Origin of the sequence: Helicobacter bizzozeronii, from assembly GCF_900196775.1 — a bacterium.
Lineage (GTDB): Bacteria > Campylobacterota > Campylobacteria > Campylobacterales > Helicobacteraceae > Helicobacter > Helicobacter bizzozeronii.
The window spans coordinates 1-14,549 of the sequence record NZ_FZLB01000043.1; the positions used below are offsets into that span (position 1 = coordinate 1).

Sequence of the window (14,549 nt, forward strand, 5' to 3'; positions counted from 1 at the left end):
GCCGCACCTGACCCCCAAAAGCGCACCCCCCTTCAAGAAAAACAATTCCAAATTTACATGCTCAAAGGGCAATTATACGAGGTGCAACAAGCCCAGCTAGACAAACAAGTTGCCAAACGCAAGAGCGGGGTTTTTGTGGGCGTGGTTTTAGCCGAACTAAATTTAAAAATCAATGGGATTAGCAATGGGAATTTTCCGCTTTTATATGGGGTGGCTTGCGTTACTATGGGGAGTATTTGGGGGGCGTGGCGGGTAGCGTTTTAAAAGATAACCAATCTAGCTCTTATCAAATTGCGAGCTTGAATGTGGATTTGGTGATGGATAAACCCATTGATGCGCAGAGAAAATACGCCGTAGGGGTCTTTGGGGGGCTAGGCTTGGGCTGGAATGGGTATAAAGATTACCCCAAAGCCACTAGAAACCCCAATGGTTTTGGGGTGATTGTGAATTTTGGGGTGGCGATCACGCTGAATACCAAGCACCGCATTGAATTAGCCTTGAAAATCCCGCCCTTAAAATCCACCCATGCTTTTTCTTATTCCTTGACAAGCGGGAACATCTACTATGTTAGTTATAATTTCTTACTCTAGGGTATATGATGAAGTTTTTGTTAGGCGTGGCTTTGGTGTTGGCAAGTTTGGGAGCAAATAGCGCGTCAAGCCAAGAGGATGCTTTGGATCAAGAGATCAGGCGACTCCAAGAGCAAATTAAAGAGATGGGGGCGACACCAGACACCCAGCGCACCTACCCTAAAGAATACGATGACTATTTAAAAGGCACAAAACCCTCTAAAAAAGCTAAGAAAATCAAGGGCTACAAAATCGCACACGAAAAAAGCGGGTTTTTCATGGGGGGCGGGTATGCTTTGGGGCTTTTAACAGAGTCCTATAGCAGTCCGCAAGTGATGGATAGCAATTTGGGGATTAAAGTCCCCAATGATGTTTTTAAAGGGGCTGTGACTCTGCAAGGTTGGGCTAATATGTTCAATTTGGAGCTAGGCTACCAGCGTTTTTTTAACCCTTATTTTGGGACACGGCTTTATGGGGATTTGCTCTTTGAGCCCGGGCTAGGCAAACTCACCTCTAAAAACAACCCCAAAGCTAAGGGTGGGCAATTTTTCTACGCACTGGGCTCACTGGATATGGACGCGCTTTTTGATGCCCCCTTGGATCGCCAAAGAAAGAATTTTTTGGGCGGGTATTTGGGTTTTGGGGTGGGCTTGATGTTGCTCAGCGATAAGGGGCGTGGGGTCTTGCAACAGATGTTGCAAAATGGCTATGTGAGTGCAAATGCGCTTTGGAAAATGCTGATGCAAGTGGATTATACAATCAATGTTGGCATCGCCTTCACCTATAAACGGCATTGGCGCTTTGAGCTGGGGACCAAGATTCCCATAACCTATTTGCGTTTGGGTTTTGAAACACCCGCCACTTATAGCAACACGCAAGGGAGTCGCACCCTCATTAGCGGGAATACGGGTTTTAAGCGGAGTAGTTTTCTGGTGATGAATGTGTTGTATGTGTTTTAAGGATAAACCATGTTATTGCGTTTGATTTTAATCGTTTTGGTGATGGGCGGGGGGTATTTGAGTTATAACTACGCGATTAGCCAAAAAAATGGGGCTGAAATTAGCCTCACCCTGCAAGTTCCAGCCAACCACAAGGCAGCCACCAAACAAGAATACATCCCCAACCCGACACATTGGAATCTCCAATACCCCTTGATTCTAACCCTCACCTCTAAGTTCAAAATCCGCTCTTACCACATCAAAGCCCTAACCAGCGATCACCTCGTGGTCTATGATCACGAACAAATTGTCTTAGATGAGCCCACAACGCTGAGTTTCCAGCTCCCCAAGCCTAGTATCAAGCTTGATAACCAAACCCGCTTGCGTTATGAAATTGCCGTGCGTGATTGGAGTTATGCGAACTTTTTTAATGGCAACACCACCACTAAGAATTTTGAGATCACCCTAGACACCATAGAACCTAAAATTGACACCCTCGCCCAATCGGCTAGCATTAACTATGGCGGGAGCGCCTTGGTGATCTTCAAGGTCGAAGATGAATCGCTTAATCGGGTGTGGCTGAGTAATGGGCATGAGAGCTTTAAAGCCTTCCCTTTTGTCAAAGACAAACATTATGTGGCTATTTTGCCATGGTCGATCTTGGAACGCACCTTTACCCCCCAAATCATCGCACAGGATAAAGCCTATAATGCCCATATCCTGACTTTAAAATTGATCAAAAACACCAAAGTCTATTACTCCAAACACACGATCGATTTGAGTAAGGACTATCCTAGCAAAGAAGTTGCTTTGAAAGATATGGAAATTTTGCTAGGCTTAGAGAGGGCGGACACGCGATCGAGCGTGCGTAAAATTATCCAAGATGATTTAGGAAACATAACCGCCTATAATGCACTCCAATTCCAGCCCTTTAATCCCTTGAATAAAAAATCGAGGGTGTTGCTTGCCTTTGGGACTCAAAGGCAATTTATGTTTAAACATGAAAAGGTGGGGCAACGGCTGCATTTGGGGGTGGATTTGGCGGGCAAAAAATCCAAGATTTATGCGAGCAATAGCGGCAAGGTGATCTTAGAAGAAGAGGTGGGGGGCTATGGCAAGAGCATCTTGATTGCCAATGGCTTAGGGGTTTATGCGTTCTATGGGGGCTTATCAGAGTTTAAGGCAAATATGGGGGATTTGTTGGAACCCCAAGGTGTATTGGGATTGAGCGGGCGTAATTTCACCAATAAACGCGATCATGTGCATTTTGAGATTCTCATCCAAGGCGTGGCGGTGCGCCCCTCTGAATGGATGGACCAAAGGTTTATACAAAAATTTAATGCTATTATACATGAGGCAGAACGCAAAATCCAAGCCGGTCAGGAGTGATGGGTTGTTAAGAACGCGGCAAAAACAGGTGCGCTGTTTTGAGCTAGGTGTCGCCAGTAATGAGCAGTATTTGACTTTTATCCACAAGAATGCCCCGCTTTTGCAAGATTACTTGCTCTTGTTTAGAGCCCCTATAGATAGCGAAGTGCTGGGTATTTTGCAACATTACCAGCTGACTTATAGCGTGAGCACTAAAGAGCTCAAGGGCAGACCCAGCGATCAGGTCGTGGTGTATGAAGCCCTTGATCTACTCCCACCCCAAGAACCCCCCACCCCACCTAAGCCCGCTAAGGCGCTAATCGATCGGGTGCAGATTTTTGAACGCAATATCCGGAGCGGGGAGGAAATTGATAGTGCTTTTAGTTTGGTGTTTTTAGGCAATATCAACCATGGGGCTAAGATTTATTCGGATCAGAATATTAGCGTTTATGGGCGGTGTGAAGGGATCATCATTTGCATGGGTGTGTGTATGATTATCCGCAATATCCATTCTTCTCACATTGCTTTTCAGGGCGTGGTGCTTGATCCAACCCAGTTAGCACGCATCAACCAAAACACCAAATTAAAATTGATTACCAAGAATGACGATATGATCACCATAAAGGATATACTATGAGACAAAGAACAATCGCAAGAAGTGTAGAGTTAATCGGAATTGGTTTGCATAAAGGCGTGCCGGTGAAAATGGTGCTAGAACCCTTAGGGGTTGGTGCTGGCATCGTGTTTGAACGCGCTGATTTGGGCGTGCAAATCCCCTTAAATAGCCAAAATGTGCTAGATACCAAAATGGCGACCACGCTAGGCTTAAAAGAACGCCCAGAGGCTAGGATTTCCACCGTGGAACATTTGCTTTCAGCCGTGAGTGCTTATGGGATTGACAACCTCAAAATCTCTGTGGATAATGAGGAGATTCCCATTATGGACGGCTCGTCCATCGCCCATTGCATGTTGCTTGATGAGGCGGGCATTGCCGAGTTAGAAGCCCCCAAGTCGTTTATGCGCATCACTAAGGAAGTCCAGGTCCAAGAGGGGCAAAAGTTTGCTAGACTTAGCCCCAGCGCGCGCCTCTCCTTTGATTTTACAATCTCTTTCCCCCACCCAGTCATCAAGGAACAGCATTACCACTTTGATTTTTCCCGCCACCAGTATAAAGAGCAGATCGCCAAGGCTAGGACCTTTGGTTTTCTCCAAGAGGTCAATTATTTGCGCTCCATTGGGCTAGCTAAGGGGGGCAATCTCAATAACTGCATTGTTTTAGACGAACATGGCATTGTGAATAAAGAGGGCTTGCGTTATGAAGAAGAGTTTGTGCGCCATAAAATCTTAGATGCAATGGGCGATCTGGTCTTTTTAGGCATGTCCTTGATTGGGGATTACCAATCTTACATGGGGAGTCATAAGCTCAATGCCATGCTCGTTCAGGAAGTCTTAGCCACGGAGGCTTTTGAAGTGATCCACCTAGCTCCCAAAAATCAAGAGAGCGAAAAATCTTTAGAAATGGTCTTGGCTTATCACTAATTGATACACGGGTGCTGTGTGTTGGTGTTGGCTTTGCAAAGTCCCATAAAAGTGGGTGTCTATGATCATCAAGGCTCTTTTTTACACGCTTTCCAATCTCCCAAACAAGCTAGCTTTGCGTTGGCAGAAATCTTTGATGCCCTCTTGGCTTGGATTGAGGACCACCAACTCAGCTTGCAAGCAATCTATTATGCCAAGGGTCCGGGGAGTTTGATGGCGATGAAACTTGCCCATGTTTTTTTGCACACCTTTAGTTTAGTGCGATCTCTTGAGCTCTATTCGGCTTTGGGGTTTGCCTTCAACAACAACGCCCCCATTAAGGCATTTGGGAAGATGGGCTATGTGCTTGAGGGCGATCAAATCCGCTTAGTGCCCTGTGATTCACAACTGCCCCCCTTGAATTTGCCTAAGCATTTGGATCGCGCCCTTTTCACGCAAGATAACCAACCCATTTATCTTTTACCGCCCGTTTAAAGTGAGTGCTTATAATTGGATACAATGGTAAAATATAGGAAGCCGATTGGTTGTTAGCGTACCTGCCACGAGCGCAAACTTAGGACCGGGTTTTGATTGCTTGGGGCTTAGTTTGAATCTGCGGAATCGTTTTAGTGTGATCCCTTCTGTCTATACCAGCATTAAAATACAAGGCGAGGGTGAGGGCTTTTCAAAGTTCTTGGTGGATAATATTTTTGTCAAACTCTTTAAAGAGGCGTTGCAAGCACGGGGTATCCAGGAGAATTTTGAATTTTTATTCACCAATGCCATCCCCATTTCTCGGGGACTGGGGAGCAGTTCGGCGATCATTGTCGGGGCTTTGAGTGCCATTGACTATTATTTAACCCACACACTGGATAAAGAAGAGATTTTGCATGCGAGTTTGGTGCATGAATCCCACCCAGACAACATCACGCCCGCTGTCTTTGGGGGGTTTAATGTGGCAGCCATTGAGAGTTTGCCCCATAAAGAAAGCAAGCAAAGACGCAAGCAAATTTACCACCTCAAAACCCCCATACCAACAGATTTAAAGGCAGTGGTGGTGATCCCTTCACATTCCATTTCGACCAAGTTCTCACGCATGGCATTACCCAAACGCTATGGCAGTGCCGATGTGATCTACAATCTATCCCGTGTGGGCTTGATGAGCATGGTTTTTATGCAAGAAAAATGGGAGCTTTTAAAGGCGATCTCTAAGGATCGCTTGCACCAAGATCGGCGTATGAAGCTCTACCCCGTGCTCTATGGGGTGCAAAAGTTAGCCTTAGAAAATGGGGCGTTGATGAGCACTTTATCGGGGAGCGGGTCGTCTTTTTTCAACATGTGCTATGCAGAGGATGCCCCGCATTTGCAAGCAAAATTGCAAAAAAAATATTATAATTTTAGGGTTTTGATCTTAGACTTTGATAACCAAGGAGTGCAGATTGAGGAGTAGTGCCTTTTTTTCTAAAAAAGCCGTGCGCATGTGTGTGTGTTGTCGGGAGCGTTTCTTGCAAGAGAAACTCTTGCGTTTTAGTGTCTTGGACAATGTGATTATCACCTTTCAAGGGAGCGGGCGGAGTTTTTATTTATGCCATGCATGCTTAAAAAGCAAGCATGCCACCAAACAGGTGCTTAAAACCAAGAACACCCCCAAGAACAAACACTACATTGAGGCATGGTTAGAGGAGATCAAGGTATGAGTGAAGTTACATTAAAAGAGTTTAGCCTAGAGTTGGGTTGGCGGGACACCAAAAAGGTAGTCGAGGCGGCTAAAGAACTAGGGCTCAATCTCAAGGCAAATTCTAAACTAGATGAGGATACAGCCGGCGTGCTCTATAATTTTATCATCAATAAAGTCAAGCCCGCCACAAAACCCCCCAAGAGCAAGGAGAGCAAGAGCAAGGAGACTCCCAAAAAAGACACGCCCCCAGCCAAAAGCCCAGAGCCCCAAACGGAGTCCCAAAAATCCACCCCTACAGATTGCCCAGCCCCTAGCACGCCCACTAAACCCGTTGTTAAAAAACGCAGCATTGAGATTGTCAGCACGGGAGAAAAAGAAACCCCCAAGCCCAAAAAGCCAGAGACTCCCAAAGCCCCACCCAAGAGCGCACAAGCCCCATCAAAGCCCACACCCAAGAGCGCACCACAGCCCACACCCCCCCCTGCTCTTGTTGTAGCAACACCTCCCCTAGAGCAACCCAAAACCCAACCAGCCAGCACACTCAGCACACGCACACGGGGGATTCGCATTGTCCGGCGCACCGATCAAGAGGAGGCAGCTTTAGCAAGAGCAGCCCTAGAGGCAACTAAAAATGCGAACACCCTAGAAAACAAAGAGGAAAAAAGACCCAAAAAAGCCCCTAAACAAAAAAACACCCCCAAACCCAGCCCCAAAAACCGCACCCACAAACTCGATTTTTCCCATAGTCGGGATTTTAATGATATCTATGAGGACGAACAAGATGAGGTGATGCTCTTTGACTTCCACAGCCAAGACTTAGAGGAAAGCCCGCCTGAGGAAGTCATGCCCAAAATGATCACCGATCGGGTCAAAATCCAAAAGAAAACGCCTTGGATGAGCGAGGGGGGTATTCGGCGCTCCAGCCGTAAAAAACGCGTGTATCGTAATGAGAACACCCAAAAAAGCGTGCAGAGTGTCATTAGTGTCTCTGAAGAAGTGCGGGTTTATGAGTTTGCGCAGAGTGCTAATCTCAATCTAGCCGATGTGATCAAAACCCTTTTTAATTTGGGCTTAATGGTTACCAAAAATGACTTTTTGGATCGCGATGCCATTGAGATTTTGGCGGCTGAATTTGGTTTAGAAGTTTCCATTGAGAGTGCGCAAGTGTTTGTGGAGGAGGCTGATGAGGAGGAAGATCTAGTTTTGAGCGAACGCCCCCCAGTGGTAACGATTATGGGGCATGTCGATCATGGTAAAACTTCCTTGTTAGATAAAATCCGCAACCAACGCGTGGCAGGCAGCGAGGCAGGGGGGATCACCCAGCACATCGGGGCGTATATGGTGCAAAAAAATAGCAAGTGGATTTCCTTTATTGACACCCCCGGGCATGAGGCGTTCAAGCAAATGCGCGAACGCGGGGCTAAGGTTACTGATATTGCGATTATTGTGATCGCTGCTGATGATGGGGTCAAGCCCCAAACTATCGAAGCACTCAAGCAAGCCAAAGATGCGGGCGTGCAAATCATCATTGCAATGAATAAGATTGATAAGGAAAATGCCAATGTGGATAAGCTCAAAGCTGAATGTGCGGAATTGGGCTTTAACCCCAGAGATTGGGGCGGGGAATATGAGTTTATCCCCATTTCAGCCAAGAGTGGTCAAGGCATTGACACGCTTTTAGAAACGATTTTGATCCAAGCTGAGATTATGGAATTGCGCGCCAGTGTGGAGGGGAGCGCTCGTGCGGTGGTCTTGGAGGGGAGCGTGGAAAAAGGGCGCGGGGCGGTGGCAACGATCATCGTGCAAAATGGCACCATTAAAGTAGGCGATGCGGTGGTAGCAGATGTCGCCTTTGGGAAAGTGCGCACCATGAGCGATGATCAAGGTAAGGGTATCCAAAGCTTAGGGCCCTCTCAAGTGGCTTTGATCACCGGGCTTAGTGAGGTGCCCATGGCGGGTTCTAGTTTAATGGTGGTGGAAAATGAGAACACCGCTAGGAGTTTGGCGCACAAAAAGGCGACCTACCTACGCCAAAAAGCCTTGAGCAAGAGCACAAAGGTGCACATTGACGAGCTCTCTTCTATGGTGGCTAATAAAGAGCTTAAAAATATCCCGCTGGTGCTCAAAGCCGACACACAGGGCAGTTTGGAGGCGATCAAGCACAGCTTACTGGGCTTGAATAATGAGGAAGTGGGCGTGCAGATTTTGGGCGCGGGCGTGGGAGCCATTAGTGAAAATGATTTGAGTTTGGTGGCTAATAACCCCCATGCGTTGGTGCTAGGCTTTAATATCCGCCCAACGGGCAATGTGCGTAGCAAGGCTAAGGAATTACGCGTGGAGATCAAAACTTATAGCGTGATTTACGCGCTTTTAGATGATATGAAAGCCTTGATGGGCGGGTTGATGAGCCCCATTGTTGAGGAAGAAGACACGGGTCAAGCCCAAGTGCGTGAAACCTTTGTGATCCCCAAAGTGGGCACGATTGCGGGGTGTATGGTGGTCGATGGGGTGATCAACAAGGGAATCAAGGTGCGTTTGATTCGCGATGGGGTCGTGGTGCATGTAGGTAAAATCGTGTCCTTGAAACGCTTTAAAGACGATGCCCAAGAGGTTTCTAAGGGTTATGAGTGCGGGATCATGCTCGATCATTATAATGATGTGCGTGTGGGCGATGTGTTTGAGAGTTTTAAAGAAATCCAAAAAAGTCGGGTGTTATGATGGACAATATCCATGCGATGCGTTTAGATGCGGTGTTATTGGAGTATTTGCAAGAGTGTTTGGGAACACTGGGCGATGATCGCTTGAATGGGCTAACCTTTAGCCGCGTGCATTGCTCTAAGGGCAAGCACCATGCCCATGTCTATATCGATGCGCAATCTATTGAGCCCAACACGCAACAAGAGGTGCTAAGGGCTCTTAAAAAAGCCACGCCCATGCTGAGAACCTATGTTTTGCAAGTGAGCGGGTGGTTTAAATGCCCGCAATTTAGTTTCCATATCGATACCGCCCTAGAGCAAGAACAACGGCTCCAAAAAATCTTAGAGAGTCTGTGATGGATTTGCAAAAATTAGAAGAACTCTTAGAAAGCACGCTTAAAAGCATGGATTGTGCGCTCTATGATGTGGCTTTGCTCAAGGAAAACCAACAAGACATCTTGCGTATCAGCATTAAAGCCCTGCAAGGTCCTACCAGTTTAGAGGTCTGCGAACAAGCCAGTTTGCTTATCTCCCCACTTTTAGATGTGCATGATTTTATGCCTAGCTCCTATACCCTAGAGGTTAGCTCAATGGGCTTGGAGCGCACACTGAGCAAACCTAGGCACTTTGAACTCTCTGTGGGGGACTTGGTTGAAGTGAGGACGCTAGAAAAAGAGAGCTTTCAGGCTGTGGTGGCGGGGCTGGAGGGCGAGGGCGTTTTATTCGATCGGCAAGGCACGATCCAACACCTCCCCTTAAGCCAGCTTAAAAAAGTCAAGAGCGTGTTTGAATTTGGGAGCACACACTCAAAATAGCCCCATAAGTTGCTGTGTTTTTGCAGTGGAGGGATGTTCAAGGGACAGTTTTAAACAAAATTAAAGAAATCTTAGTCTATCGCTTTAGGAGCAATTTTAATCTGAGGATTGAGCCTGTGTGATACTCCCTTTATTCTCCCCCAATCATCTGAATGGTTTTACCCGCTCCAACAACCCCAAGGAACAACACAGAATTAGGGGGGCTTTAATGCCACAAAATCACAAGATCGCTTCTATCAAGGAAGCAACAAAAAACTCCATTTCTTTTTCATTGGGCAAACAAATTATTGCGTTGTGGTTGCTCACCATCGTAGCGATGACAACCACCCTCTTGCTCTTTGTGCATAATTAAGGAATCTGTCCAGCATGTGGATAAATTGGTCAGCACAGATTTGAATGCCATGTTGGGCGAAAAGCTCAAGCTGTCTGTGGATGTGATGAGTTTGTCCTCTCCAATGCGATCAAAAACGCCCCCACCCTTGAAGCCAAAAAGCAGATGATTGAGCACTTGCTCAAAGGGTTTCGCTTTGAAAAAGATCACTCAAGTTATTTTTTCGTCTATGATCTTTATACCGCTGTCTCTACGGGCAACCCCAAATTCCATGTGGGCGCAAACGTGGAAAACTTCCATGGTAAAAACGGGTGTATTATGTTAAAGACCTCTACAAGGCAGCTATGGCGGGGGCAGATTTGTTTATTACATCGTGCCCAAGCCTCTCCCAGATGGGAGCACACGCCCTGTGCAAAAGATTTCTTATGCACAAAAAATTGATGGGGTGCCTAATTTGTGGATTGCAACAGGGGTGTATATGGACAATGTGCAACAACGCACCCATGTGATCACCTCTGATGTTAAACACGATTTGAGTCAAAAATTTTATTTCTATGTCTTGATCATTGCGATCTTTTTGCTAGTGGTGGTCGTGCCCCTATATTACATCTTTTATCGCAAAATCACGGGGAATATCCGCGCGCTTAACAAGGGGCTTAAAGACTTCTTTGCCTTTGCGAATCACAAAAATCAAAAAGCCCCCCAAACAATTGTTTTGCGTTCCAAAGACGAGCTAGGCAAGATGGCGCGCGCGCTCAACCACAATATCCAAGAGGCTGTGCAATACTTCCAAGCCGATCAAACCCTCTCTAAAGAGGCGTTGGTGGTTTTAAATGGGGCGCGCACGGGGGATTTCACCCAAAATATCCAAGCCCAAGCGATCAACCCCGCACTCCAGCACTTAGGGGCTAATCTCAACGATTTTTCCCATTTTCTAAATTCCATTTTTTGCAACATTTCTAACACCATTGAAACCTATTCGCACAATGACTTTAGGGGCAATATGGACACCTCCCAGTTGCAAGGGGGTTTTTTACAGCTGGCCAATAATATCAACACTAGATAGCTAGATATTGGATAAAATCACCGAGTCGATGCAGAACATGGGTGTCATGATTTGGGGGCTGATCGAGCAGTCTAAGGGCATTTCTAATATTGTCGTGTGCACCCAAAAGTCCTTGAACAAAATTGAGGTGAATATCTCCATGTTTGTCCAGTCCATCAACCAAACCGCTATGATGATTGAGGAGCAGACCCAAAACACCGCCCAAATCAACATGGCAATGGAATCTTTAGAAAGAACGATGGCGCACAACACCCAAATTGCCCAAACCTCCTCCACCATTAGCCAAAATGTCCAACGCACCGCCCAAGACATCTTGGACGAGGCTAATAGCAAGAAGTTTTTAGGGGCATCACTAGCACTTAGGGTCTTGATGGGGGGTTCTCATATCTGGGTGCAAATCGCTTTGGGGTCCAAAATGGGCTTGGGGGGTGAAGTGCCCTCCCATGTGGTTAAAATGCGGCACGCTGGTGTTTTAATTTGGTGTATTTGTTGTATAATGAGTCCCTCTCCCTGTCTAATTTTATCTGTTTGTAAGGATTGTGCTTGAAACTCTCTTTTCAAAGCGTGGTTTTCCAAATTTTGTGGGTGGGCTTGGGTTATTTGCATGCTTTTGATTACCAGCTAGGGGGCAAGGCGGGTTCCTTTTCACGCATTGGCTTTAACAATACGCCCATTAATTCCCAAAAGGGGCTTTACCCGACTGGAAGTTATGTTACCGCTGTGGGGGCGTTACAAATTGATGCCAATTTGTTACCCAAATGGGTGAGCGATCACAAGCTCAGGGCGGGCATTGGGGGCGAGCTGGGCGGGTTGGCTTACGATTCGACCAAAACTTTAAGGGATACTAGCGGGATCGATCCAGGCTACCAGCCCGCTAACTGGTATTACATGGGGCGTTGGGAAGGCTATTTGATGGATGCGCCTTGGACCAAAACGCCCTATGCCCGTTACCAAGACTCTGTGCATGCCAAAAATTACATTCTGTATAATCTCTATTTGGATTATAGCTACAAGGATATTTTTGGGATCAAGCTAGGGCGTTATAAGAGCAATGCATTATTTTTGCGGGGTTATAACCAAGGCTTTGAGGTGTTTTTCAAGTGGTCTCATTTTAAGTTTGAGTGGTTTAGCACCTATGGGCGGGGGTTAGCCAATATCCAATTTATCCGCAATTTTTACGCGCCCGTGAGCTACCAGTATCCAGACGGCAGACGCTTCAATTATGGCATGCATGCCTTTAGTGTAACTTGGAAATCCAAGCATTTTTTGCTCATGCCCTTTATTTGGTTTTACCCTAAAAACTTCAATGCGCCCGGATTCCAAGCCAATGCAGACTTTAGCTTTTCTAACTGGGGTGTTTCAACCCAAGTCTATGCGTGGTTCCCCATTTATAGTGCCACTTTGGCTAAGACTTATTATCGGGGGGATTTGATTGGCAGGGACACGGCAAGTTTATTGGTGCGGCAACGCTTTGATATTAAAAATTACCATGTGGGTTGGTTGGTGTATAAGAATTTTGGCAATGCCAACGCACAACTGGGCTGGAATGGCTCGCCCATCCCCTTTGACACCACCGATGACACCCCCTATGAAGATGCCTACACCAATCTTTATAATGCCAATTCGCTAACCATTGCGGGCATTGTTGGGGGGAAGATCAAACAATTTTCATGGCAACTTTTAGGCAAGCTGACCTATTCGCCTAGAGCTGATTCGCAAAGTTTGGGTTTGACCCTAGAATACCACCTAACCAAGCGCATTAATTTCATGGTGCGCCTCAATGGCTACCAAGTGGTGATGCATAGGGGCTATAAGGTGGGGTATTTCCATGCGGGCTATAACCCTAAATTTGCCCCCACCACTCAAGATCGCAGTTACTTGATGACTTCCATGAGTTATGATTTATAGCTATAATAGTATATTTAAAGAAGGACATTTATGATCATCATCCCCGCTAGATTGCAATCGGTGCGTTTCCCCCGCAAGTTATTAGCCACCATCCACCAAGTCCCCATGATTGTCGCCACCGCACGCAACGCCCAAAAGGTCGATGAAGTGGTGGTGGCTTGTGATGATGTGTTGTTGCTTAAAGTCTGTGAGGATTTTGCAATCCCAGCAATTTTAACGGATAAAACCCACACCAGCGGGACCGATCGTTGTGCGCAAGCTTGCCAAATCCTCCAGCTAGACCCGCAAACGCCCGTTGTGAATTTGCAAGGCGATGAGCCCTTTTTAGAACATGAAGTGATCGCCACCTTGCTAAAAGCCTCCCAAGATACCCCCTTCATGCACACATGCGCTAAGATCATCACCCCACAAGAAGCTAGCGATCCTAACTGGGTGAAGGTGGTTTTGGGGGATAAAAACCACGCCCTTTATTTCTCTAGAGCACCCATTCCTTACGATCGCGATCAAAAGGGCAACCCCTTTTTAGGGCATATTGGCATTTATGGTTTCCAAGTCCATAACCTCCTAGAATTTTGCAACCTCCCCAAAAGCCCCCTAGAGGAAATCGAAAAACTCGAGCAACTCCGGGCACTCTACCACCAAAAGCCCATCCAAGTGAGTATCGTGCAAAGCCATAGTCTAGGCATTGACACGCCACAGGATTTAGAAAATGCCTTGAAGCGATGCTAGAGTTTAGCACCCACAAGGTCTTAAAAGCCCAAATTGACACCCTACGCCCTTATTTAGAAAGCGGGATCACTGAGCTCATCAGCAACACCCAAAAAGAGTTGTGGCTGTATTGCCTAGATGGCACGCGCGAGCGTGTCTGTGATGAAAATTTAGACCAAGAGTTTTTATTGCGCTTTTGTGAGCAATTAGCCAGCTATTACGCCCTGCCCTTTGGCTTGCAAGCCCCCACGCTGAATTGTTCTTTGCCCTTTAGCCGTTACCGCGTGAGTGCTAATCACTTTAGCATCACCACCAATAACCAAATTAGCCTGAATATCCGTGTGCCCAGCACACGCAAATTTGTACTAGAGGAATTTAATTTATTACCCACCTGTGCCTATGACTATGAAACGATCAAGAGCTTAGCGCATGGGGAATATAATATTTTGATTAGCGGAGGCACGGCTAGTGGCAAGACCAGTTTGTTAAATGCGTTATTAGGTTATATCCCCAAACAAAGCCGCATTGTGAGCGTGGAGGATAGTTTAGAGCTGGATTTGCGTGCCTTTGCTAACAGCGTGGGGTTATTGGTGGGCAAGGGGGAGCGGGGTTATTTGAGCTATGAAGATGCCCTGAATATGGCGATGCGCATGAGCCCGGATCGCTTGATGGTGGGTGAGATCGACACACGCAACGCCCTTTTATTTTTAAGATTTGGCAACACAGGGCATAAGGGCATGATCTCTACCTTGCACGCTAATAGCGTCCATCAAGTTTTAGAGGCAATCGCCCTTAACATTGAGATGAGCCAAAAAAGCCAACTGGATTTGGCGTTAGTGGCGCGCTATTTTAAAAGTGCGATCGATGTGGTGATCCAAATGGGGCAGAGGAGCCAAAAAGGGGCGTGTATCCAAGAGGTGGTTTTTACGCCGGATTTGGGGGGAGGGGGGAGGC

Annotated in this window: 17 protein-coding genes and 1 pseudogene; 17 read left to right on the forward strand and 1 reads right to left on the reverse strand. The window is 46.6% G+C overall.

Going from position 1 to position 14,549, the window contains the following annotated elements; genetic code table 11:
• The 12 genes and pseudogenes from C5684_RS09520 to C5684_RS05770 form a co-directional block, all read left to right on the forward strand.
• A pseudogene (locus tag C5684_RS09520) lies at positions 1-264 on the forward strand (hypothetical protein); the annotation flags it as partial.
• Positions 216-590 carry an outer membrane beta-barrel protein gene (locus C5684_RS09525; protein ID WP_233708672.1) on the forward strand — a complete coding sequence of 125 codons (375 nt, stop codon included), beginning with the start codon at positions 216-218 and terminating at the stop codon, positions 588-590. The pseudogene C5684_RS09520 and the gene C5684_RS09525, both read left to right, overlap by 49 nt.
• 8 nt (positions 591-598) lie before the next feature.
• Positions 599-1,528 (forward strand): outer membrane beta-barrel protein, encoded by a 930-nt coding sequence (locus tag C5684_RS05725; protein WP_013890092.1) that lies wholly within the window; start codon positions 599-601, stop codon positions 1,526-1,528.
• Between the two features lie 9 nt (positions 1,529-1,537).
• Positions 1,538-2,896, forward strand: coding sequence for a M23 family metallopeptidase (locus tag C5684_RS05730; protein ID WP_104639696.1), 1,359 nt, complete (start codon positions 1,538-1,540; stop codon positions 2,894-2,896).
• A gap of 4 nt (positions 2,897-2,900) precedes the next feature.
• The gene (locus C5684_RS05735) at positions 2,901-3,512 is read left to right on the forward strand and encodes a septum site-determining protein MinC (RefSeq protein ID WP_199764506.1); all 612 of its coding nucleotides are present in this window, start codon (positions 2,901-2,903) and stop codon (positions 3,510-3,512) included.
• A complete protein-coding gene (gene lpxC / locus C5684_RS05740) occupies positions 3,509-4,414 on the forward strand; it encodes a UDP-3-O-acyl-N-acetylglucosamine deacetylase (RefSeq protein ID WP_104639698.1) in 906 nt (301 codons plus the stop codon). Before C5684_RS05735 ends, lpxC begins: the two co-directional genes overlap by 4 nt.
• An 18-nt stretch (positions 4,415-4,432) precedes the next feature.
• Positions 4,433-4,888: a hypothetical protein gene (locus tag C5684_RS05745; protein ID WP_013890088.1), complete on the forward strand. Its 456-nt coding sequence runs from the start codon at positions 4,433-4,435 to the stop codon at positions 4,886-4,888.
• A gap of 46 nt (positions 4,889-4,934) precedes the next feature.
• Positions 4,935-5,843, forward strand: a complete 909-nt coding sequence (thrB, locus tag C5684_RS05750) for a homoserine kinase (protein WP_104639699.1) — start codon at positions 4,935-4,937, stop codon at positions 5,841-5,843.
• Positions 5,833-6,090 (forward strand): DUF448 domain-containing protein, encoded by a 258-nt coding sequence (locus tag C5684_RS05755; RefSeq protein ID WP_104639700.1) that lies wholly within the window; start codon positions 5,833-5,835, stop codon positions 6,088-6,090. The genes thrB and C5684_RS05755 overlap by 11 nt, the downstream gene beginning before the upstream one ends.
• Entirely contained in the window at positions 6,087-8,789 is a 2,703-nt protein-coding gene (gene infB / locus C5684_RS05760) for a translation initiation factor IF-2 (RefSeq protein ID WP_104639701.1), read from the forward strand. Before C5684_RS05755 ends, infB begins: the two co-directional genes overlap by 4 nt.
• Positions 8,789-9,124, forward strand: coding sequence for a 30S ribosome-binding factor RbfA (rbfA, locus tag C5684_RS05765; RefSeq protein ID WP_407645770.1), 336 nt, complete (start codon positions 8,789-8,791; stop codon positions 9,122-9,124). The genes infB and rbfA overlap by 1 nt, the downstream gene beginning before the upstream one ends.
• On the forward strand, positions 9,124-9,582 hold the full coding sequence (locus C5684_RS05770) for a ribosome maturation factor RimP (protein ID WP_104639702.1): 459 nt from the start codon (positions 9,124-9,126) through the stop codon (positions 9,580-9,582). The genes rbfA and C5684_RS05770 overlap by 1 nt, the downstream gene beginning before the upstream one ends.
• A gap of 268 nt (positions 9,583-9,850) precedes the next feature.
• Here the strand turns inward: C5684_RS05770 and C5684_RS05775 are convergent, their stop codons facing one another.
• Positions 9,851-10,123, reverse strand: coding sequence for a hypothetical protein (locus tag C5684_RS05775; protein WP_041602800.1), 273 nt, complete (start codon positions 10,121-10,123; stop codon positions 9,851-9,853).
• 268 nt (positions 10,124-10,391) lie between these two features.
• Between C5684_RS05775 and C5684_RS05780 the strand changes: the two genes are divergently transcribed.
• From C5684_RS05780 to C5684_RS05800, 5 genes are all read left to right on the forward strand, one after another.
• Positions 10,392-10,979, forward strand: coding sequence for a hypothetical protein (locus C5684_RS05780; protein ID WP_158650193.1), 588 nt, complete (start codon positions 10,392-10,394; stop codon positions 10,977-10,979).
• A 7-nt stretch (positions 10,980-10,986) separates the two neighbouring features.
• The gene (locus C5684_RS05785) at positions 10,987-11,526 is read left to right on the forward strand and encodes a methyl-accepting chemotaxis protein (protein ID WP_233708673.1); all 540 of its coding nucleotides are present in this window, start codon (positions 10,987-10,989) and stop codon (positions 11,524-11,526) included.
• A complete protein-coding gene (locus C5684_RS05790; RefSeq protein ID WP_407645771.1) occupies positions 11,523-12,887 on the forward strand; it encodes an outer membrane family protein in 1,365 nt (454 codons plus the stop codon). The genes C5684_RS05785 and C5684_RS05790 overlap by 4 nt, the downstream gene beginning before the upstream one ends.
• A gap of 30 nt (positions 12,888-12,917) precedes the next feature.
• Positions 12,918-13,616, forward strand: a complete 699-nt coding sequence (gene kdsB / locus C5684_RS05795) for a 3-deoxy-manno-octulosonate cytidylyltransferase (protein ID WP_104639704.1) — start codon at positions 12,918-12,920, stop codon at positions 13,614-13,616.
• Positions 13,610-14,549 (forward strand): ATPase, T2SS/T4P/T4SS family (locus C5684_RS05800; protein WP_104639705.1); only part of this gene is annotated, 940 nt, incomplete at its 3' end. The genes kdsB and C5684_RS05800, both read left to right, overlap by 7 nt.

What these genes read in the sequence shown, in the direction of transcription:
- C5684_RS05725 (WP_013890092.1), top strand. Translation starts at nt 599, where the DNA reads ATGAAGTTTTTGTTAGGCGTGGCTTTGGTGTTGGCAAGTTTGGGAGCA.
- C5684_RS05730 (WP_104639696.1), top strand. Translation starts at nt 1,538, where the DNA reads ATGTTATTGCGTTTGATTTTAATCGTTTTGGTGATGGGCGGGGGGTAT.
- lpxC (WP_104639698.1), top strand. Translation starts at nt 3,509, where the DNA reads ATGAGACAAAGAACAATCGCAAGAAGTGTAGAGTTAATCGGAATTGGT.
- infB (WP_104639701.1), top strand. Translation starts at nt 6,087, where the DNA reads ATGAGTGAAGTTACATTAAAAGAGTTTAGCCTAGAGTTGGGTTGGCGG.
- rbfA (WP_407645770.1), top strand. Translation starts at nt 8,789, where the DNA reads ATGGACAATATCCATGCGATGCGTTTAGATGCGGTGTTATTGGAGTAT.
- C5684_RS05770 (WP_104639702.1), top strand. Translation starts at nt 9,124, where the DNA reads ATGGATTTGCAAAAATTAGAAGAACTCTTAGAAAGCACGCTTAAAAGC.
- C5684_RS05780 (WP_158650193.1), top strand. Translation starts at nt 10,392, where the DNA reads ATGGACAATGTGCAACAACGCACCCATGTGATCACCTCTGATGTTAAA.
- kdsB (WP_104639704.1), top strand. Translation starts at nt 12,918, where the DNA reads ATGATCATCATCCCCGCTAGATTGCAATCGGTGCGTTTCCCCCGCAAG.